Consider the following 19,653-nt stretch of genomic DNA (forward strand, 5'->3'; position numbering starts at 1 on the left):
TTACGTGCGCATCGTAACATGTTGGTAAACCACAGCCAATGCGATCAGTGGGACTGCGGTTCACAGTCTTATTATTTACATAATACCGATTATACGATAATTGAGCTAGTCTTCAAAAGAACGCCTGAAGACCCGTTTGCGCCCGCCCCAGGATCAAGGCATGGACATCATGCGTGCCTTCATAGGTATTGACGGTCTCAAGATTGATCATGTGGCGCACCACTTGGAATTCCAGCGAAATCCCGTTGCCCCCATGCATGTCACGAGACATCCGAGCGATATCCAGAGCTTTGCCACAGTTGTTGCGTTTGATGATCGATATCATCTCGGGCGCGGCTTCGGCTTGGTCCAATAGACGCCCAACGCGAAGGCTTGCTTGCAGACCCAGTGAAATTTCTGTCTGCATCTCTGCCAATTTACGTTGATACAGCTGCGTCTGCGCCAAGGGTCGATTGAACTGCTTGCGGTCCAGGCCATATTGACGCGCCGCATGCCAGCAGCATTCGGCAGCTCCCATAGCGCCCCAGCTGATGCCATAGCGCGCGCGATTCAGACAACCAAACGGCCCCTTGAGGCCTTGCACATGAGGAAGCAGTGCGCCCTCGTCCACTTCGACGCAATCCAAAACAATTTCACCAGTGATCGAGGTTCGCAGGCTCAACTTGTTTTCGATCTTCGGTGCACTTAGGCCTTTAGTGCCTTTGTCCAGAACAAACCCTCGGATTTTACCGTCATGTGCATCCGACTTCGCCCAGACCACAAACACATCAGCAATCGGCGCGTTTGAAATCCACATCTTGCTGCCGGTCAAACGATAGCCGCCGTCGATTTTCTCGGCGCGGGTTTTCATTGCCGCAGGATCAGACCCAGCGTCAGGTTCTGTCAGGCCAAAGCAGCCAATCCACTCACCGCTGGCCAGTTTTGGCAGGTATTTGCGCCGTTGTTCTTCGGTGCCGTACGCATAAATGGGATACATCACCAACGAGCTTTGCACCGACATCATCGAGCGATAGCCAGAATCCACCCGCTCAACCTCGCGCGCAACCAGACCATAAGTCACATAGCCCGCACCGATGCCGCCATATTCCTCGGGGATTGTTGTGCCGAGCAGGCCCATCTCTCCCATCTCGCGAAAGATCCCCGGATCGGTCTCTTCGTTCTGAAAGGCCTTGGTGACACGCGGTTGCAGTTTTTCTTGAGCATACGCACGCGCGCTGTCGGCGATCAGACGTTCATCCTCTTCCAACTGGTCAGATAGTCGGAACGGATCATCCCAATTGAAAGCCCCAAGCTCGGGGGCATCCTTCGCGCGCAAGACAGGCTTAGCTTCTGGAGCGTTCATTCTAATTCTCCGGTCGGTGTGAGTTGGCGCAACCATATCCTGAGTTTTTCGCAAAAAAAAGCGAGACATATGCATATTTTCATGATCAAAACGCATAGATGCGACCCAAACGCCCTATTCTACCACCGATCTCTGCGCTACGCGCGCTCGAAGCCTTGGACCGGCTTGGGTCAGCCTCAGCCGTTGCAGATGAAATGGCTCTGACGCAAAGCGCCGTCAGCCGACAGCTACAGACGCTTGAGGCGCATCTGGACGCTGAGTTGGTGAGCCGCGACCGAAAAAGACTGTCTCTGACAAAGGCCGGACAGGACTATGTTCGGGAAATTCGGCCAGCCTTGGCCCAGATCGCACAAGCGGCGCTTAAGCTACACGTTGCACCGGTTGGCGGGACATTGAACCTGGCGATATTACCGACATTCGGTATGCGCTGGCTGGTTCCCCGACTGCCCGAGTTTGCGCGCCTGCATCCAGATATCACGATCAACATGACAACACGTCTACGACCGTTCAGCTTTGCATCAGAACCCTTTGATGCAGCGTTGCATTTTGGAGAGCCCGATTGGCCCGGAACCGATCGGTTATTGCTGAGTGTTGAGCGGGTTTTACCTGTTTGTGCACCCGAGTTGCTACCACACGGATCACCTAACGCACCAAGTGAATTGCTTAAATTGCCTTTGCTTCATATCCAGACACGACCGCGCGCGTGGCAGGATTGGTTTCAGCAGATGGGCGTCGAACATCCGCACCCCCTGCCCGGCACAGTGCACGACCAGTTCAATACGATCAATTAAGCCGCGCTCCACGGGCTGGGCGTCGCCTTGTTGCCGAACTACTTGATCGAACAGGATTTGGCGACCGGTAGATTGGTTGCAGCCTTTCCGGATGCGATTGAAACCGTGGGCGCCTATTATCTGGTTTGGCCGCGCGAGAAGTCTGGGGATGAAGCGCTGCGTAGTTTCCGGCACTGGCTGGCGTCGCAGGCACAGCCAGAAGAGGTTCTGCCGCGTTAACCTAACGCGTACCCTGCCCCGCGCACCGTGCGAACCGGATCTTCGCCACCATGTTGGGTCAAAGCTTTGCGCAGGCGTCCAATGTGTACATCGACGGTCCGTGTATCGACATAGATGTCGCGGCCCCACACGCGGTCGAGCAGTTGTTCACGGCTCCAGACCCGCCCTGGCTTTTCCATGAATGTGCTCAGCAGGCGGAACTCAGTCGGGCCCAGCTTCAGAAGCTTATCGTCGCGGCTGACCTTGTGGGTCTCAGAGTCCAGGATAATGTCGTCAAATTCCAACCGGATACCCACCGTGGCAGGCCGCACGCGGCGCAGTTGCGTCCGTACGCGCGCCATCAGTTCCACGACCGAGTAGGGCTTGACCACGTAGTCATCCGCGCCGGTTTCCAATCCGCGCACTTTATCAACCTCTTCGGATCGGGCAGACAACATGATGATCGGGATCGAACGGGTGTCAGGCCGCGTTTTCAGGCGGCGACACACCTCGATCCCGCTGAGATTGGGCATCATCCAATCCAGCACAATGATATCCGGGCGGTCTTCTTCGACCAACAACAAGGCCTCGTCCCCGTTGGCTGCGCGTATCACGCGAAACCCTTCGGCATCCAGATTGTAGGCGAGGACTTCGCGCTGGGCCAACTCGTCTTCAACCACCAGAACTGTCGGTTGATCAGCGGACATGACGGACGGTCTCCTAGATCGTTTGCGAGGTGTTGTCGGCCTTGGGCCGGGCTTCGCTGGGACGCTCGCCGGTGACCAGGTAAACTACCTGTTCGGCGATGGCGGTCACGTGATCCCCCATACGCTCGATGTTTTTGGCGATGAAATGCAGATGCATGCAGGACGAGATGTTGCGCGGGTCTTCGGCCATGAAGGTCAGAAACTCACGGAACAGGCCGTTATACATCTGGTCTACTTCCAGATCGCGCTCGATCACATCTGCTGCCAGTTCGGCATCCCGCTGGATATAGGCGTCAAGCGCATCGCGCAGCATCAACTCAACCTCACGCGCCATGCGGCGCAAGGCGGCGGCGCTGCCGTTGATTTCACCAGCATTGACCAGAACGGTCGTGCGTTTGGCTATGTTCTTGGAATAGTCACCAATCCGTTCCAGATTGCCCGAGACTTTCAGAACTGACAGCACCAGTCGCAAGTCACCGGCTGTCGGAGCACGCAGAGCGATCAGACGCGCGGTTTCCTCGTCGATCAACTCTTCCAACGCGTCGATGGCCTTGTCGCCTTGTCGCACTTCTTTGGCCAGTTCTTCGTCGCGAGTTTCCAACGACCGCGCGGCGCCCATGATGGCGGCTTCGACCAGCCCGCCCATCTTCATGATATGGGCCTGAATGGTCTCGAGATCCCGGTCGAAAACCGATGCAATATGTTGTTCGCTGCTCATTGCAATAATCCTGTGCTCAGCCGATCCGGCCGGTGATATAGCTTTCAGTCCGGGGATCTTCGGGGTTGGTGAAGATCTGCCCGGTTTCACCAAATTCAACCAAGTTACCCAGATGGAAAAATGCGGTTTTCTGGCTGACCCGCGCGGCCTGTTGCATCGAGTGGGTCACAATCACCACCGAATAGCGCGAGCGCAGCTCGTCAATAAGTTCCTCGACCTGCGCGGTCGCAATCGGGTCCAGGGCCGAGCACGGCTCATCCATCAGTAGAACCTCGGGCTCGGTCGCTACGGCGCGGGCAATGCACAGACGCTGCTGCTGGCCACCTGACAGGCCCGTACCGGGGGCGTCCAGACGATCTTTGACCTCATCCCAGATCGCACCTCGACGCAGGGATTTTTCAACGATCTCGTCCAGTTCCGCCTTGTTCTTCGCAAGGCCGTGGATACGCGGACCGTAAGCAACGTTGTCATAAATCGACTTGGGGAACGGGTTCGGTTTCTGGAACACCATCCCCACCTTGGCGCGCAGTTGAACCGGATCTACACGTTTGTCATAGATGTCTTCGCCATCCAGCAGGATATCACCCTTGACCCGGCAAATATCGATCGTGTCGTTCATCCGGTTGAGGCAACGCAAAAATGTCGACTTACCGCAGCCCGACGGGCCGATAAAGGCCGTGACCGTCTTGTCTTCGATATCGACATTCACGTCTTTGATCGCGTGGGTGTCGCCATAGTAGACTTGAACATTCTTGGCGTTGATCTTGATGTCTTTGGAGTCCACGGTTCTCTCCACTCGTGTCATGTCATTCATTGTAGCCTCCATTTACCAGCGGCGTTCGAAGCGGCGGCGCAGGATGATTGCGATGATATTCATGGTCAGCAGGAACATCAAAAGGATGATGATGCCGCCCCAGGCTTTCTCATAGAACCCCACATCAGCGCGCGCGGCCCAGGTGTAGATCTGCGCGGGCATGGCCGAGTTCGGTTCGGTAAAACCTGCCAGAAATCCATCGGGATAGCCGCGGGCAACAAAGCCCACCATGCCGATCAGCAGCAGCGGGGCTGTTTCACCCAGCGCTTGTGCCAGACCGATGATAGTGCCGGTCAGAATGCCGGGCGCGGCCAGCGGCAGCACGTGGTGGAACACGGCCTGCATTTTCGAGGCCCCTACCCCAAGTGCCGCATCACGGATCGACGGCGGCACGGCCTTAAGTGATGCGCGGGTCGAGATGATGATCGTCGGCAGCGTCATTAGCGTCAGCACCAAGCCACCTACAAGTGGGGCCGATTGCGGCAAGTGCATGAACTGGATGAACACCGCCAGACCCAGAATACCGAACACGATCGACGGCACAGCGGCCAGGTTCGAGATATTGACCTCGATCAGGTCCGTGAATTTGTTCTGCGGCGCGAACTCTTCCAGATAGATGGATGCAGCGACTCCGATAGGCAGCGAGAGGCACAGCACCACCAGCATCATGAAGAATGAACCAACGACCGAGGCACCGATGCCGGCCCCGCCGGGGTTGTCCACTCCGGAATCCGCACCGGTAATAAAGGGCCAGTTGAATGCCTGCTTGATGATCCCCGCCTCTTTCAACGCATCGACCAGATCCAGATCGCTGAGTTGCAAAAAGCGGCTGTCTTGCAAGGTGTCGCGCGACACACGGCCCTTGAAATACCCATCTACCCGGCTTGAGGCTGCCAGATCGAACATGATCGGCTCACCCAGTTTGCTTGGTTTATCCGCATAGAAAGTCCGGATCGTACCCCCGACTTTCCCCAGCAGACGCTCGATCGCGGCCTCGTCAAAATCGACGCTAATTCCGCTTTCGGCCAGTTCTTCATTCAGCTCTGCGATGAACAGATCGGAATAGGCCTTGGTCTTGAACAGTGTGCCCTCGGCCTCATCGCGCTGCGCTGGCGTCAGGGTAAACTCGACGCTTACGACCGTGCGCTGGAAGGCTGGAATACCTTGCGACAGGATTGAGGCAAATAACACGACCAGAAAGAACAGTCCGGTTGCGATTGCGACGATACCATAAGCGCGAAACCGTTTTTCGGCAGCTGCGCGTTTCTTGGTCCGTGCATCAGTAGCCGTAAGCGAGACAGCGTGACGGCCGGTTTCGGGGCTTGGCATGCTGGCGTCGGTCATTCGTACTGCTCCCGATACTTACGCACGATATAAAGGGCGAAAACGTTCAGCCCCAACGTGAGGATGAACAAGGTCATGCCAAGCGCAAAGGCCACAAGGGCTTCGGGCGAGGCGAAATCAGCATCGCCGGTCAACTGGCTGACGATTTTTGCGGTGACGGTGGTCATGGCCTCAAAGGGGTTCAGGTCCAACCGGGCAGCCGCCCCTGCCCCAAGAACCACGATCATTGTCTCACCAATAGCGCGCGAGGCAGCCAGAAGGATCGCACCTACGATCCCCGGAAGGGCTGCCGGTAAAACGACTTGGCGGATTGTTTCAGACTGAGTGGCACCCAGCCCATAAGACCCATCACGCATCGCCTGCGGCACCGCATTGATGATGTCGTCAGATAGGGAAGAAACGAAAGGGATCAGCATAATGCCCATGACCAGACCAGCGGTCATCACCGCTGTACCAGCTTTCATCCAACCCAATCCGTCATTGCCAAAAACGCTCAGCAGCAGCGGGCCGACGGTCAGCAGGGCGAAGAGACCGTAAACGATGGTCGGGATGCCAGCCAGAACCTCAAGCAAAGGTTTGGCGAATGCGCGCACACGGGGCGAGGCATATTCGCTGAGGTAAATGGCAGCGAACAAACCAATCGGCACAGCGACAAGCAGCGCGACTAACGAGATGTAGAATGTACCCCACAGCAGTGGAATGATACCCAGATCGGAGGCACCACCACGGCCCGAAAAGCTGGGTGCCCAGGTCGTGCCAAAGAAGAACTCGGAAGCGGGATAGAGCTTGAAGAACTCCCAAGTGTTGAAGACCAGCGACAATACGATGCCAACCGTCGTGAGCACCGCAACAGACGCGGCAGCAAGCAAGAGGACACGAACGCCCTGCTCAACGACATTGCGCGCCCGGTATTCCAAGTGGGTTTGCCACCAGCTGAATGCGGCACCGGCCATCGCGATCAAGATGACGAGAACCGACATGATGGCATATCCGGTCGCATTCATGACCCGATATCTCTGCGCTGCGTGTAGTACAGGTTGCGTTATGTCCGAAGTCACAACCTGCCCTGCGTCCTTCAGCGTCTGTGTGATTTCAGCAATATCTGCGTTTGCATCACCCGCGGAGGTCTCTGTCAGCAACCCTTGAGCCACAGCGTTGTCCAACCCACTGGCGGTGCGGCGCACCTCGGCCATCACAAGGCTCAGCGACGAACCTTCTTTGATGGCTGATTCAGGGATCATCTCGGAGACCTGAGAATTCACGTATAGCGGTTGCACAAGCAACCAGACGATCAACAGACCGATCGCTGGAACGACCGTTTTCAGGGCGACGTTCGCGCCATAAAACGTTGGAAGTGAGTGCAGATTTCGGCTGTCACCTCCGGCGCTGTGCAAGGCACGCGAACGCCCAAGGAAAAATCCGACTGCAGAGATCGCGATGACGATCAGGAAAAGCCAAATTATCGGCATACTACCCCCACGGGTCTTGATCGGGACTTCTTAAAGATGCTTTGGGGCGACACTTGCGGCCGCCCCAGATGCGTAACCGTATGTTCCGGTTTAGCTGCCCGAACCCATGGTCACTTCGTTCGCGATTGCGTCCTGAGTTTTGGACAGCTCGGGGTCAGCAACCAAGCCATAGTTGGCCAGCGGGCCCGAACCACCTGCGATTTCGTCAGCGGTAAAGAACTGAGCGTATTCTTTCAGGCCAGGGATCACGCCGATATGGGCTTTCTTGACGTAGAAGAACAACGGGCGCGAAACAGGGTACTCACCCGAAGCGATGGTTTCGGTCGAAGGTGCGATACCGCCCATGGTCGCGACTTTCAGCTTGTCGGTATTGTTCTCATAGAACGCCAGACCAAACACGCCGATGCCGTTGGGGTTGGTGTCGATACGAGCCAGGGTTTCGGTGTAGTCACCGTCGATGTCGACCGATTTGCCATCGGTGCGGACGTCGAGGCACGCGTCTTCGGCGTCATCTTCGCTCATGCCGCCTGTGACCATGGCTTCCATGGCGCCGGTTGCTTCACAACCTGCCAGCAGAACTTTGTCTTCGAACACTTCACGGGTGCCGTGCTTGGTGCCCGGAATGAACATGGCGATTTCAACATCCGGCAGGTCGCCGTTGAACTCGGCCCAGCTGTTGAAGCTGTTATCGACCAGCGCGCCGTCTTTCATGACTTTCGAACCGATCGCATTATAGATGTCTGCAGGCTGGAACGCAGTGAAGGCCGGGCCCGACTGCTGGCTTGCAAATACGATGCCGTCATAACCGATGCGGACTTCCATGATGTCAGTCACGCCGTTTTCAGCACAGGCTTTGATTTCTTTTTCGCGGATTGCGCGCGATGCGTTTGCAACGTCGATTGTGTTTTCGCCAACGCCTTCACAGAACCGCTTGAGACCAGCCGAGGAACCGCCCGATTCTACAACCGGGGTCGGGAAATCAGTGTTTTCACCGAACAGTTCAGCTACGATCGAAGCATAAGGCAGTACGGTCGACGAACCGGCAACCTGAACATTGTCACGTGCGGCAGCAGCGGTTGCCGAGACGGCGGCGATTGCCAGCACAGAAGCCGACAGTTTTACAAAGGACATTTCAGTCTCCTTGAGAATGATGGGTACTGATCACCCTCATGATGATCTGCGCGCAGCACTATGACCCGCGCGTAAGCCTTTTGTGACAGGTATGTAACGGTTTCATGACAACTCACGAATTTCTCAGAAATTCTTAACTTGACGATGGGTCAGCATCGATAGGCTTGCGTTTAACGGGGCAAGATTACAGTGAATGTGGCACCCTGACCCAATTCACTTTCAACGCGCAGCCGACCGCGATGCCGGTTGACGATGTGTTTAACAATGGCAAGCCCCAGCCCTGTCCCGCCCAACTCGCGCGAACGGTGACTGTCGGCACGATAGAATCGCTCGGTTAGCCTGGGCAGATGTTTGGCATCGATACCCGGGCCCTGATCTATGATCTTGATTCGAACAGCGGGACCACGCATTGCGGTATCCCGCTGGAACAAACGCACAACCACATCGACCTTGCCTCCCCCGCCACCATATTTGATTGCGTTTTCGACAAGGTTGGTAATGACCTGACGCAACTGATCGCTATCGCCGATCATCGTGACGGGCTCTGCCGGCGCATCAAGCGAAACGGTTACACTGGCGTCATCCGCCAAGGGACGTAGAGTGTTCAATGTCGACTGGATGAGCCCGGTCAGTTCCAGCGGTTCTTTTGGTCTGACCCTCTCTTCACTTTCGACGCGGTTGAGCGACAGCAAATCCCCGACCAATCTATTCATCCGATTGGCCTCATCCGTCATGATCTGCAAAAAGCGATCGCGGGCAGCGGTATCGTCACGAGCCGGACCCCGCAGGGTTTCGATGAAACCCATCAAAGCAGTCAGTGGTGTGCGCAGCTCATGACTGACATTCGCAACGAAATCACGCCGCATCTGACCCGCTTGTTCCAGATATGTAACATCCTGAAACACCGCCAGAACGGCTTGGGTACCGCTGATATACCGGCACTGCACTTCGAATGTTGTGTCTTGCGCCCCGTCATTGGACAGGTGTCTCGCAGTGCCGGGCTGTTTCGAACGCAGGCACTGCTCAATCACTTCGATGACCTGCGGTTGGCGCAGGATGGTGGCAAAATGCCTGCCCTCTATTGCACCGCCCAGCAGTGTCTGCGCCTCGGTGTTCGCAGATTGGATTCGTTCACTCTGATCGATCAGCAACGCGGGCAGCGGAACCGCAGAGACAAGTTCGGCAATCAGGTTTTCAGTCATACCAGATCAGACCGATCGCAGAGTTTCGCGAAACTTGCGCATGTTGTCTTGATAGTGGAGCGCGCTCAGCGTCAGCTTTTGCGCCGCAGTTTCATCTATCTGTCTGACCACTTTGCCGGGCGATCCCATGACCAGCGAGTTATCGGGAATTTCCTTGCCTTCGGTGATCAGCGCCCCAGCCCCGATCAGGCAGTTTTTTCCAATCTTCGCACCATTCAGGACAATGGCACCCATACCGATCAGCGTATTGTCCCCGATCGTGCAGCCGTGCAGCATGACCTTGTGGCCGATCGTACAGTTCTTACCAATCGTCAACGGAAATCCCGCATCGATATGCATCACGCAGTTTTCCTGTACGTTGCTGCCGGTGCCTACACGGATTTCCTCGTGATCCGCGCGTATGGTGCATCCAAACCAGACCGACGCACCTTGCTCCAGCACCACTTTGCCAATCAGATTGGCATCAGAGGCGACCCATGTATCTTCGTGAATCTGAGGCGCGTGTTCGCCCAAAGCATAGATGGTCATGATAGGCCCTCAAACTCGGTCTGCAACGAGCGGATGTGGTTTTGCAGGTTGGGTTGCTGAATACGGCGCATGCGTTCGGCGCTGACAATCGTTTTCAGTTTTTCTTCGGTCGAATCCAGATCATCATTGATCAGCACGTAGTCGTAATACCCCCAGTGGCTGATCTCATCCCAGCTTTTCAGCATACGCTTGGCGATCACATCCTCGCTGTCCTGTCCGCGCCCTTCCAACCTGCGCCGAAGCTCGCGGATGGAGGGCGGCAGGATGAATATCGACAACGCGTGTTTGCCCAAGTCTGAATTCCGAATCTGCACTTCACCCTGCCAATCCACATCGAACAACACGTCGCGCCCTTGGGTAATAGACTCGCGCACCGGCCCCGCAGGTGAGCCATAGAAGTTGCCGAAGACATGCGCGTGCTCCAGCATCTGCCCATCAGCCACCTGCTGTTTGAACTCGTCCTCAGACAGGAAGTAATATTCGCGCCCATGCTCCTCGCCCGGACGCGGTGCGCGGGTGGTGGCCGAGATAGAGAACTCAAGTCCGACATCCCACTGCATAAGGCGCCGTGCCAGAGTGGACTTGCCCGCACCAGATGGAGAGGACAGAATGATTAATAGACCTCGGCGATCCGCCATGTGATGTTCCCGTCCTTATTCCACGTTCTGTACTTGCTCGCGCATCTGATCGATGACGGCCTTCAGTTCCAATCCAACTGCGGTCAGTTCGGCATTCTGCGATTTCGAGCAGAGAGTGTTCGCCTCGCGATTGAATTCTTGCATCAAGAAATCCAGCTTGCGCCCAACGGGGCCGTCTTGCGCCAGCAAGGTGCGCGCTGCAGCGACATGTGCGATCAAACGATCAATCTCTTCCGTGATATCCGCTTTGACCGCAATCAACGCAAGCTCTTGCGCGACCCGTTCCGGGTCTGCACCCTGCGCATTGCCCAGAACGCGGGCCAGATTATCGCGCAAGTTTTGCTCCATTTCCCCACGGCGACGTTCGGCCAGTTCAGCAGCCTGTTCCGTCAGCTTAGCGATTTGATCTAATTGCCCACCCAGGATACCCGCCAAGGCCCTACCTTCGGTGCCGCGCATCTCAAGGAAGGATGCCAACAAAGCACCAAATTCCGATTTCAGTTGCTCAACAAGCGGGGTTGGATCATCAGCATCATTCCCCACCTCCAACATGCCCTTCAGAGCCAGAAGATCGCTGGCTTTGGACGGTGCAAACAGCACACCCCGGGCACCCGCCAAGGCTTCGGTTTGGGCCAGTGCTTCTAGCGCGGCCTCCATCGCCGGCGCATTTAACTGAATGTCCGAAGCAGCTTCTTCACGGCTCAATCGAAGCGACAACGTAACATTGCCCCGGTTGATCTGCTTTGACAGATCACTCCGCAACGCAGCCTCAAGCCCGGTCAACCAGTCCGGCAGGCGAAGACGCAAGTCCAGCCCCTTGCCATTGACGCTGCGTAATTCCCACGTCCAGCTGTGAGGCCCGAACGTCCCCTTGCCCGCAGCGAAACCGGTCATGGATTTGATCATGCCTGCCCTTTCCGTCAGATTTGTTGGTCGCACCTAATGCCATTGGCCAGCAAGGGGCAAGTCCTTGCTCAATTCGCACCTGAAATCGAGAGGTTAACCATTCGTTAAAGAATTACTCCAAAATTGTATTAACCCGTGTCAATCTGCCCATCAGAAAAGCTGGCCGATCGCAGCTTTGCCCATTAGACGGCATTTTAGGAAAATCGCGAGTGATTGACGGTAGGGTGATGAAATGAAAACCTTTTTCGGGACTGGCTCCGGCTCAGAATTTGGAAAGATCGTCGCAATGGACCGATTTGACAGCGGGCGAAGCCTCTCACCCATTCGTCAGGCCGAAGCCTATTGGACCGCCTTGCTGACGGGTGAAGGCGTACCCATGCGATCACAGATTGATCCGCGCGGGCTGGAAAATATTCTGGAATACACATTCATACTGGAACGTATCGCGCCCGGTTTGGCCCGGTTTAGACTGGCTGGTAGCCATCTGAACAAACTGGCGGGCATGGAAGTGCGCGGTATGCCGCTGACATCATTTTTCGAACCGAGCGCGCGCGACAACGTCAAATCTCTTTTGGATCAAGTCTTGACCAATCCGGCCGTCGCGGAGCTAGGCTTGCTTTCCAAAGGGAAGCTAGGTCGCGTCAACTTACAGGCCCGCATGATCCTGCTTCCGCTCAAAAGCGATCTTGGCGATGTCAGTCGTGTTCTTGGGGTCATGGTCAGTGATGGTGCTATCGGCGTAACTCCACGCCGCTTCATTGTCTCGGATCATCGCGTGAACACAGTTTCCGATCTGCAACGGCCACCAAAAACGACACCAGAACACGCAGAAGGATTTGCCGAGGCGGAAGCCACGTTCAAAGGCGCACCACACCTGCGGCTGGTGTCGTCACGGGACGACTAAACAAAAAACGGCGGGCAAATGCCCGCCGCTCCTATTTTCGAAAGATGCCAAGCTTAACTGGCGGCGCGTTTGCTGCGATCACGGCGCAGGTTGGTCAGCTCCTCTGCGACAAGGAAGGCCAACTCCAGCGACTGCGACGCATTCAAGCGCGGGTCACACGCCGTGTGGTAACGATCCGAAAGGTCCTCTTCGGTCACCGCGCGCACGCCGCCGGTGCACTCGGTCACATCCAGACCCGTCATCTCAAAATGCACACCCCCGGGGATCGTACCCTCGGCCTGATGAACACCGAAGAAGTCGCGCACTTCGCGCAAGACCGAATCGAATGGACGAGTTTTGTACCCGGTCGCCGACTTGATAGTATTGCCATGCATCGGGTCACAAACCCAAGTGACTTTGGCACCTTCTTCCTTCACGGCCTTGATCAGACGCGGAAGATGCTCACCTGCCTTGCCAGCGCCGAAGCGCGCGATCAGCGTAAGGCGACCTTCTTCGTTATCCGGGTTCAGCATGGACATTAGAACCTTGAGGTCTTCCGCAGTCGTCGTCGGACCGCATTTCAGACCGATCGGGTTCAGAACACCGCGGCAGAACTCGACATGGGCACCGTCCGGCTGACGGGTGCGGTCGCCGATCCAAATCATGTGGCCCGAGCCAGCCAACCAATTGCCAGATGTCGAATCCAGACGCGTTAGCGCCTCTTCGTACTCAAGCAGCAGTCCTTCGTGGCTGGTGTAGAATTCCACTGATGAGAACTCGTGTGTGGTATCTGCGGTGATGCCCGCAGCCCCCATGAAATCAATCGAGTCCTGAATGCGGTCGGCGATCTCAGAGTACTTTTGAACGTCCTGCCCATCGGCAAAACCTAGTGTCCAAGAATGCACGTGGCTCATATCCGCGAAACCACCGGTCGAGAACGCCCGCAGCAGGTTCAAAGTCGCGGCCGCCTGGGTGTAGGCCTGCAGCATCTTGTTGGGATTCGGGATGCGGGCTTCGGGTGTAAAGGCCAGCTCGTTGATGATATCACCACGGTAGCTGGGCAGCTCCACACCATCCACGACCTCGGTTGGCGCGCTGCGCGGTTTGGCGAATTGTCCGGCCATGCGGCCAACTTTCACCACGGGAACCTTGGCGCCATATGTCAGCACCATCGCCATCTGCAGCATTACCTTGAACGTATCACGGATCGAGTCCGCGCTAAATTGTTCAAAGCTTTCAGCGCAATCCCCGCCTTGCAGCAGGAAGGCTTCGCCGCGACCGGCAGCGCCCAAGTGCTGTTTTAGCCGACGTGATTCACCCGCAAAGACCAGCGGGGGATACTGCGAAAGCTGCGCCTCGACTTTGGCCAGCGCGGCCGCGTCGGTATAGTCTGGCATCTGAACCCGGGGCTTGTTGCGCCAGTTCGTTTTTTGCCATTCAGTCATAGCTTATATCTCCGCTGAGGTATTTCAGGTGGCCTCTATACAAAATGCATTCATGAGAGGCCATATCCCTTTTGCGCCCCTTGACGCCGCAAACAAGCTTTGAGCATGGTGATTTGAACATCCGTCGTCGTGGAACTCGCGACGTGGGCAGAATCAAGGACAGTTCGCCATGCAAGAGCAACGCCAAGTTGTCACTGTGGATCATAGCACAGGCAAGCCGCATAATTTCGTTTTTGTCCTATTGGACAAGTTTTCATTGCTGTCATTTGCGTCAGCTTTAGACAGTCTTCGTATCGCCAATCGCATGGCAAACCGTGAGCTGTATACTTGGACCTTAGCGGGCGAAGGCGGAGAGACTGTGTGCTGTTCTGCGGGAACTTCTTTCAACCTAGATTCAGACCTTGATGAGCTGCTGCGCGACGATGTTATTCTGGTTTGCGGCGGCGTTGATGTTCAGGCCGCAACCACCAAACGAATTCTGAACTGGCTACGCCGCGAAGCGCGAAAGGGCTTGAAAATTGGCGGGCTGTGCACCGCTGCCTATACCCTTGCGAAGGCTGGTTTGCTGGAAGGCAAACGTGCGACTATTCACTGGGAAAACTCGGACAGTTTTGCCGAGGAGTTCGATACAGTAGAACTGACCAAATCGGTGTTCCTGGTCGACGGCAACCGGATGACAACCGCTGGCGGCACCTCTTCGATTGACCTAATGCTCAAGCTGATTGCCGAAGACTATGGCGAAGATCTGGCTAACGCGGTTGCGGATCAGATGATCTATTCCTCGATCCGCACCGATCAGGACACGCAGCGCCTGTCGACACCGACGCGGATCGGCGTGCGCCATCCCAAGCTGAGCCAGGTCATCCTGATGATGGAAAAGAATATAGAAGAGCCAATTTCGCCTTCTATTCTGGCCAAAGAGGTGGGAATGTCCACGCGTCAGCTTGAACGCCTGTTCCGCCGCTATCTCAGCCGCTCGCCCAAGCGATATTATATGGAGCTACGTCTGCACAAAGCCCGTAACTTGCTGATGCAGACCGATATGAGCGTCATCAACGTGGCGCTGGCCTGTGGTTTTGCATCGCCCAGCCACTTCTCAAAATGCTACCGGGCGCATTACAATACGACACCTTATCGCGAGCGCGGTGCGCAAAGCGGGCGTTTGTCGGTTTAATCCGCAGACATAGTCAGAATTACAGCAGTTTTTCGAAGTAGTGCAGGTGGGGCCGTAACATCGGCTGATCCAGATAGGTTGTTATTTCGAAGGGCTCGTCAAATTCGACGAAGCCTAGTTTGGGATTCCTGCTGCTGATTGAGAAATCTCTCAATATTCTTTGCGAGTTATCTGACAGGCGACATCCGATAAACCGCCCCCTGCCCAACCGAAATAAACCAAATTGTTCCATCGGGTGCTTCTACAATGTCGCGGACGCGCTCTGTTTCTGAACCTTTGATTTGCTCAACTTCGCGCAGAGGATTGCCGGAAAGCCGTGCGATGTAATCAAATTTCAAAGAACCTACGAATATATCCCCCTTCCATTCCGGCCATAGCTTGCCCGAATACACCATCAAACCCGAAGGGGCGATGGATGGATCCCAATAGTGTTCAGGCTGCTCCATCCCCGTTTTCGATGTGCCTTCGCCAATCTTTTGACCCGAATAGTGCACTCCGTAAGAGATTACGGGCCAACCAAAGTTGGCTCCGGGCTTGACCAAGTTGACCTCATCCCCGCCTCTGGCTCCGTGTTCCGAAACCCAGAGGCGACCTTGAAGATCCAGATTAGCGCCCTGAGGGTTTCGGTGACCGAACGACCATATCTCGGACCGAATATCGGATTGACCAACAAACGGATTGTCGCTGGGAACCGAGCCATCTCGATTGATCCGAATAACGGTTCCCATGTGGTTGGATCGGTCCTGAGCGGATGGACGATCCCCCCGATCACCAATGGTGACAAACAACGTGCCGTCCCTGGCCTCAACGACCCGAGACCCAAAGTGCCGCCCGCCGGAACCGCCGGGAACAGCCTCGAAAATCACGCGCAGATTGGTCAGCCGGTCCCCGCTTTCAGACAAACGCGCGACGGCAACGGCGGTGCCCGCACCACCCCTCTGAGGCTTTGAAAATGTCAGGAAAACTTCGCGGGTTTGGTTAAAATCCCGAGCAATCGTGACATCGAGCAAACCACCCTGCCCGTTTGCGGCCACTTTGGGCACGCCCCTTACCCGTTTCGCTTTACCTTCGGCAAAATAAAGCAGCTCTCCATCACGCTCAGTGACGAGGAAACTGTTGTCGGGAAGAATGCCAATGGCCCACGGTGTATCTAACCCCGTCGCGACGGGACGGACCTCAATTTCTCCGACTGATACCTCGAGAACGTCGGACCAGCCCGACACCGACCAACAGGACAGAATGAGAATCGCGAAAGTTCTGAGCATATCTATCCTCTTCCCGACATTACATAAGCGCCAAGTCTCAATCCCTATCAAATCAGATAGATTGTCTGCGGACAAAAGCACTTTTTTGTTAGGACTTTTCTTTTCCGGGCAGCTTGCCTAGGGTCGTGCCCAGAACGAAGACGTTCAAACAATAAATAGGGAGTAACCTCATGAAAAAGCTGCTTACCGCTACTGCAGCAACCGCTCTGCTGGCGGGCACCGCAATGGCTGAAGACGTCAAGCTGGGCGTACTGTTCGGCTTTACCGGCCCGATTGAATCGTTGGCACCGGCCATGGGTTCGGGCGCCGAGCTGGCGATGGCCGAAGTCACTGAATCCGGCAAACTGCTGGACGGCGCATCCGTCACTGGAACTCGCGCAGATACCGGCTGTATCGACAACGGTCTGGCGACCTCGAACGGTGAGCGCATGATTGCTGACGGCGTTGCCGGTATTATTGGCGGCGACTGCTCGGGCGTGACCGGCGCGATCCTGCAGAACGTCGCGATCCCGAACGGCATGGTCATGATCTCGCCATCGGCAACGTCACCCGGCCTGTCGACCATGGAAGATAACGGCCTGTTCTTCCGCACAGCGCCTTCGGATGCGCGTGAAGGTCAGGTGATGGCCGACATCCTGAACGATCGCGGCATCAGCTCGATCGCACTGACCTACACCAATAACGACTATGGCAAGGGTCTGGCAGACGCGATTCAATCTTCGTTTGAGGCATCGGGTGGCGAAGTAACCATCGTAGCAGCGCATGAAGACGGAAAAGCCGACTACTCGGCCGAAGTTGGCGCGTTGGCCTCGGCAGGTGGCGACATCTTGGTTGTTGCGGGCTATCTGGACCAAGGTGGTCTGGGCATCATCCAATCCGCTCTGGACAGCGGTGCGTTTGACACGTTCGGTCTGCCAGGTGGCATGATCGGTGACTCGCTGCCTGCAAATGTTGGCCCCGACCTGAACGGTTCGTTCGGTCAGATCGCCGGTTCAGGCGGTGAAGGTGCTGAAAAGTACTTTGCGATGGCCGAAGCTGCTGGGTTTGACGGCTCCTCGCCCTATTCGCCCGAAGCTTATGACGCTGCCGCGCTGTTCATGCTGGCGATGCAAGCCGCGGGTTCAACCAACCCCGCGGATTACGGTGCGAAAGTCATGGACGTTGCCAATGCTCCGGGTGAAAAGATCTATCCCGGTGAACTGGCAAAAGGACTGGAACTATTGGCTGCTGGTCAGGACATCGACTATGTCGGCGCATCAGGCGTTGAGTTGATCGGCCCCGGTGAAAGCGCGGGTTCGTATCGTGAGATCGAAGTCACCGACGGCGAGAACAAGACCGTCAACTTCCGTTGATTCGGAATAAAGCTTCATAAAAAACAAGCAGCCCGGGCCTTGTGTCCGGGCTGTTTCAATGACAAAAACCCGCACCTCGTTCACGGGGATGGGTCAACAACGCCGACGAACGGTGGCTAGGGGAAAAGATGATCGTCGTTGATGACGTGCACAAGCATTTCGGCGGGTTTCATGCGGTGGACGGGGCATCGCTGGAAATCCAAAAGGGCTCGATCACCGGTCTGATCGGACCGAACGGGGCCGGAAAAACCACTCTGTTCAACGTCATCGCGGGCGTGCTGCCGCCGACCTCTGGTCGCGTCTTCATGGACGGTGAGGACATCACCGGCCTGCCCCCGCATGAGCTGTTTCACAAGGGCCTGCTGCGCACATTCCAGATTGCACATGAGTTTTCCTCGATGTCCTGCCGCGAGAACCTGATGATGGTGCCCGGTGCGCAATCAGGTGAATCGCTTTGGAATACATGGTTTGGACGCAAGCGTATCGCCGATGAAGAACGCGCGTTGAGGGCCAAGGCCGATGAGGTGCTGGAGTTTCTGACCATCGAACATCTGGCTGATCACAAGGCCGGTCAGGTTTCAGGCGGTCAGAAGAAGCTGTTGGAACTGGGCCGCACCATGATGGTCGACGCCAAGATCGTGTTTCTGGACGAGGTTGGCGCGGGCGTGAACCGCACCCTGCTGATGACCATCGCTGACACGATTCTGCGCCTGAACAAGGAACGCGGGTACACCTTTGTCGTCATCGAACACGACATGGATTTCATCGGCAAGATTTGCGACCCGGTCATCTGTATGGCCGAGGGTAAGGTGCTGGCCGAAGGCACTCTGGACGAGATCAAGGCCAATGAGCACGTGATCGAAGCTTATCTGGGCACCGGCCTGAAGAATAAAGACAAGCTGGAGGCGGGCGCATGAGCGACAACCCCTACCAGGACGACAAGGGCAACAAAGACGCCTCGATCACCAATACACATGGTGTCGGTACGATGACGCCAGCGCATCGGAAAAGCGGCGAAACGCATCGGGTAGAAGGCGGCCCCTTCCTGATTGGTGACACCATGACCGGCGGCTATGGCAAAGGGCCGGACATCCTGCATGATTGCACCATCGCCGTTGACAAGGGCGAGATCGCGGTGATCGTTGGCCCAAACGGCGCTGGTAAATCGACCGCGATGAAGGCCGTGTTCGGAATGCTGGACGTGCGCCAGGGGTCTGTTCGATTGGATGGTGAAGACATCACCAATCTCAGCCCGCAAGACCGTGTGGTACGCGGCATGGGGTTTGTGCCACAAACCTCAAACATCTTCACTTCGATGACGGTGGAAGAGAACCTTGAAATGGGCGCTTTCATCCGCCGCGACGATTTCACGGAGACGATGGAACAGGTCTATGACCTCTTCCCCATCCTCCGTGACAAGCGCAACCAAGCCGCCGGAGAGCTGTCTGGAGGGCAGCGCCAGCAGGTCGCCGTGGGCCGCGCACTGATGACCCAGCCAAAGGTCCTGATGCTGGACGAACCCACCGCCGGTGTTTCACCCATCGTGATGGATGAGTTGTTCGATCGGATCATTGAGGTCTCGCGCACCGGTCTGCCGATCCTGATGGTTGAGCAGAACGCCCGTCAGGCCTTGGAGATCGCAGACAAGGGATATGTGCTGGTTCAGGGGCGCAATGCCTATACTGGCACGGGCAAGGAACTGCTGGCCGATCCCGAAGTGCGCAAGAGTTTCTTGGGAGGCTAAGG

At 56.2% G+C, this 19,653-nt stretch carries 18 protein-coding genes and 1 pseudogene; 6 read left to right on the top strand and 13 right to left on the bottom strand.

Annotated elements, in window-relative coordinates:
- Nucleotides 1-112: 112 nt before the first annotated feature.
- Nucleotides 113-1,342, bottom strand: a complete 1,230-nt coding sequence (locus tag ACR0B3_RS02985) for an acyl-CoA dehydrogenase (RefSeq protein WP_480807778.1) — start codon at nt 1,340-1,342, stop codon at nt 113-115.
- A gap of 98 nt (nt 1,343-1,440) precedes the next feature.
- On the opposite strand from ACR0B3_RS02985, the pseudogene ACR0B3_RS02990 reads away from it, so the two are divergent.
- Nucleotides 1,441-2,352 (top strand): annotated as a pseudogene (locus ACR0B3_RS02990) (LysR family transcriptional regulator).
- On the opposite strand, the gene phoB reads toward ACR0B3_RS02990, so the two are convergent.
- From phoB to ACR0B3_RS03040, 10 genes are all read right to left on the bottom strand, one after another.
- Entirely contained in the window at nt 2,349-3,038 is a 690-nt protein-coding gene (gene phoB / locus ACR0B3_RS02995) for a phosphate regulon transcriptional regulator PhoB (RefSeq protein WP_480807779.1), read from the bottom strand. The pseudogene ACR0B3_RS02990 and the gene phoB sit on opposite strands and share 4 nt — an antisense overlap.
- A 13-nt stretch (nt 3,039-3,051) precedes the next feature.
- Nucleotides 3,052-3,756, bottom strand: coding sequence for a phosphate signaling complex protein PhoU (gene phoU / locus ACR0B3_RS03000; protein WP_480807780.1), 705 nt, complete (start codon nt 3,754-3,756; stop codon nt 3,052-3,054).
- Between the two features lie 16 nt (nt 3,757-3,772).
- Nucleotides 3,773-4,570, bottom strand: coding sequence for a phosphate ABC transporter ATP-binding protein PstB (gene pstB, locus ACR0B3_RS03005; protein WP_480683766.1), 798 nt, complete (start codon nt 4,568-4,570; stop codon nt 3,773-3,775).
- A 12-nt stretch (nt 4,571-4,582) separates the two neighbouring features.
- On the bottom strand, nt 4,583-5,914 hold the full coding sequence (pstA, locus tag ACR0B3_RS03010; protein ID WP_480807781.1) for a phosphate ABC transporter permease PstA: 1,332 nt from the start codon (nt 5,912-5,914) through the stop codon (nt 4,583-4,585).
- Entirely contained in the window at nt 5,911-7,383 is a 1,473-nt protein-coding gene (gene pstC, locus ACR0B3_RS03015; protein ID WP_480807782.1) for a phosphate ABC transporter permease subunit PstC, read from the bottom strand. Before pstC ends, pstA begins: the two co-directional genes overlap by 4 nt.
- A gap of 90 nt (nt 7,384-7,473) precedes the next feature.
- Nucleotides 7,474-8,514 carry a substrate-binding domain-containing protein gene (locus ACR0B3_RS03020; RefSeq protein ID WP_480807783.1) on the bottom strand — a complete coding sequence of 347 codons (1,041 nt, stop codon included), beginning with the start codon at nt 8,512-8,514 and terminating at the stop codon, nt 7,474-7,476.
- A 170-nt stretch (nt 8,515-8,684) separates the two neighbouring features.
- Nucleotides 8,685-9,716 (bottom strand): sensor histidine kinase, encoded by a 1,032-nt coding sequence (locus tag ACR0B3_RS03025; RefSeq protein WP_480807784.1) that lies wholly within the window; start codon nt 9,714-9,716, stop codon nt 8,685-8,687.
- Nucleotides 9,717-9,722: 6 nt separating this feature from the next.
- A complete protein-coding gene (locus ACR0B3_RS03030) occupies nt 9,723-10,244 on the bottom strand; it encodes a gamma carbonic anhydrase family protein (protein ID WP_480807785.1) in 522 nt (173 codons plus the stop codon).
- Nucleotides 10,241-10,882 (bottom strand): guanylate kinase, encoded by a 642-nt coding sequence (gene gmk / locus ACR0B3_RS03035; protein WP_480807786.1) that lies wholly within the window; start codon nt 10,880-10,882, stop codon nt 10,241-10,243. Before gmk ends, ACR0B3_RS03030 begins: the two co-directional genes overlap by 4 nt.
- A gap of 15 nt (nt 10,883-10,897) precedes the next feature.
- Entirely contained in the window at nt 10,898-11,788 is an 891-nt protein-coding gene (locus ACR0B3_RS03040) for a YicC/YloC family endoribonuclease (RefSeq protein WP_480807787.1), read from the bottom strand.
- A 232-nt stretch (nt 11,789-12,020) separates the two neighbouring features.
- On the opposite strand from ACR0B3_RS03040, the gene ACR0B3_RS03045 reads away from it, so the two are divergent.
- The gene (locus ACR0B3_RS03045) at nt 12,021-12,692 is read left to right on the top strand and encodes a PAS domain-containing protein (protein WP_480807788.1); all 672 of its coding nucleotides are present in this window, start codon (nt 12,021-12,023) and stop codon (nt 12,690-12,692) included.
- 53 nt (nt 12,693-12,745) lie between these two features.
- Here ACR0B3_RS03045 and ACR0B3_RS03050 read toward each other — a convergent pair whose 3' ends face one another.
- Nucleotides 12,746-14,116 carry a class II 3-deoxy-7-phosphoheptulonate synthase gene (locus ACR0B3_RS03050; protein WP_480807789.1) on the bottom strand — a complete coding sequence of 457 codons (1,371 nt, stop codon included), beginning with the start codon at nt 14,114-14,116 and terminating at the stop codon, nt 12,746-12,748.
- A gap of 169 nt (nt 14,117-14,285) precedes the next feature.
- Between ACR0B3_RS03050 and ACR0B3_RS03055 the strand changes: the two genes are divergently transcribed.
- Nucleotides 14,286-15,290: a GlxA family transcriptional regulator gene (locus ACR0B3_RS03055; RefSeq protein WP_480807790.1), complete on the top strand. Its 1,005-nt coding sequence runs from the start codon at nt 14,286-14,288 to the stop codon at nt 15,288-15,290.
- A 167-nt stretch (nt 15,291-15,457) separates the two neighbouring features.
- Here ACR0B3_RS03055 and ACR0B3_RS03060 read toward each other — a convergent pair whose 3' ends face one another.
- On the bottom strand, nt 15,458-16,555 hold the full coding sequence (locus ACR0B3_RS03060; protein ID WP_480807791.1) for a PQQ-dependent sugar dehydrogenase: 1,098 nt from the start codon (nt 16,553-16,555) through the stop codon (nt 15,458-15,460).
- A 170-nt stretch (nt 16,556-16,725) separates the two neighbouring features.
- Between ACR0B3_RS03060 and ACR0B3_RS03065 the strand changes: the two genes are divergently transcribed.
- The 3 genes from ACR0B3_RS03065 to ACR0B3_RS03075 all read left to right on the top strand — a co-directional run bounded on the left by ACR0B3_RS03065 (nt 16,726) and on the right by ACR0B3_RS03075 (nt 19,651).
- A complete protein-coding gene (locus tag ACR0B3_RS03065) occupies nt 16,726-17,907 on the top strand; it encodes an ABC transporter substrate-binding protein (RefSeq protein ID WP_170683820.1) in 1,182 nt (393 codons plus the stop codon).
- A gap of 128 nt (nt 17,908-18,035) precedes the next feature.
- The gene (locus tag ACR0B3_RS03070; protein WP_480807792.1) at nt 18,036-18,824 is read left to right on the top strand and encodes an ABC transporter ATP-binding protein; all 789 of its coding nucleotides are present in this window, start codon (nt 18,036-18,038) and stop codon (nt 18,822-18,824) included.
- Nucleotides 18,821-19,651, top strand: a complete 831-nt coding sequence (locus ACR0B3_RS03075; protein ID WP_480807793.1) for an ABC transporter ATP-binding protein — start codon at nt 18,821-18,823, stop codon at nt 19,649-19,651. The genes ACR0B3_RS03070 and ACR0B3_RS03075 overlap by 4 nt, the downstream gene beginning before the upstream one ends.
- Nucleotides 19,652-19,653 lie beyond the last annotated feature (2 nt).

It is taken from the genome of Ruegeria sp. CE9 (assembly GCF_056537425.1).

Coding starts and splice junctions, on each gene's coding strand:
- ACR0B3_RS02985 (WP_480807778.1), bottom strand. CDS start 1,342: ATGAACGCTCCAGAAGCTAAGCCTGTCTTGCGCGCGAAGGATGCCCCC.
- phoB (WP_480807779.1), bottom strand. CDS start 3,038: ATGTCCGCTGATCAACCGACAGTTCTGGTGGTTGAAGACGAGTTGGCC.
- phoU (WP_480807780.1), bottom strand. CDS start 3,756: ATGAGCAGCGAACAACATATTGCATCGGTTTTCGACCGGGATCTCGAG.
- pstB (WP_480683766.1), bottom strand. CDS start 4,570: ATGAATGACATGACACGAGTGGAGAGAACCGTGGACTCCAAAGACATC.
- pstA (WP_480807781.1), bottom strand. CDS start 5,914: ATGACCGACGCCAGCATGCCAAGCCCCGAAACCGGCCGTCACGCTGTC.
- pstC (WP_480807782.1), bottom strand. CDS start 7,383: ATGCCGATAATTTGGCTTTTCCTGATCGTCATCGCGATCTCTGCAGTC.
- ACR0B3_RS03020 (WP_480807783.1), bottom strand. CDS start 8,514: ATGTCCTTTGTAAAACTGTCGGCTTCTGTGCTGGCAATCGCCGCCGTC.
- ACR0B3_RS03025 (WP_480807784.1), bottom strand. CDS start 9,716: ATGACTGAAAACCTGATTGCCGAACTTGTCTCTGCGGTTCCGCTGCCC.
- ACR0B3_RS03030 (WP_480807785.1), bottom strand. CDS start 10,244: ATGACCATCTATGCTTTGGGCGAACACGCGCCTCAGATTCACGAAGAT.
- gmk (WP_480807786.1), bottom strand. CDS start 10,882: ATGGCGGATCGCCGAGGTCTATTAATCATTCTGTCCTCTCCATCTGGT.
- ACR0B3_RS03040 (WP_480807787.1), bottom strand. CDS start 11,788: ATGATCAAATCCATGACCGGTTTCGCTGCGGGCAAGGGGACGTTCGGG.
- ACR0B3_RS03045 (WP_480807788.1), top strand. CDS start 12,021: ATGAAAACCTTTTTCGGGACTGGCTCCGGCTCAGAATTTGGAAAGATC.
- ACR0B3_RS03050 (WP_480807789.1), bottom strand. CDS start 14,116: ATGACTGAATGGCAAAAAACGAACTGGCGCAACAAGCCCCGGGTTCAG.
- ACR0B3_RS03055 (WP_480807790.1), top strand. CDS start 14,286: ATGCAAGAGCAACGCCAAGTTGTCACTGTGGATCATAGCACAGGCAAG.
- ACR0B3_RS03060 (WP_480807791.1), bottom strand. CDS start 16,555: ATGCTCAGAACTTTCGCGATTCTCATTCTGTCCTGTTGGTCGGTGTCG.
- ACR0B3_RS03065 (WP_170683820.1), top strand. CDS start 16,726: ATGAAAAAGCTGCTTACCGCTACTGCAGCAACCGCTCTGCTGGCGGGC.
- ACR0B3_RS03070 (WP_480807792.1), top strand. CDS start 18,036: ATGATCGTCGTTGATGACGTGCACAAGCATTTCGGCGGGTTTCATGCG.
- ACR0B3_RS03075 (WP_480807793.1), top strand. CDS start 18,821: ATGAGCGACAACCCCTACCAGGACGACAAGGGCAACAAAGACGCCTCG.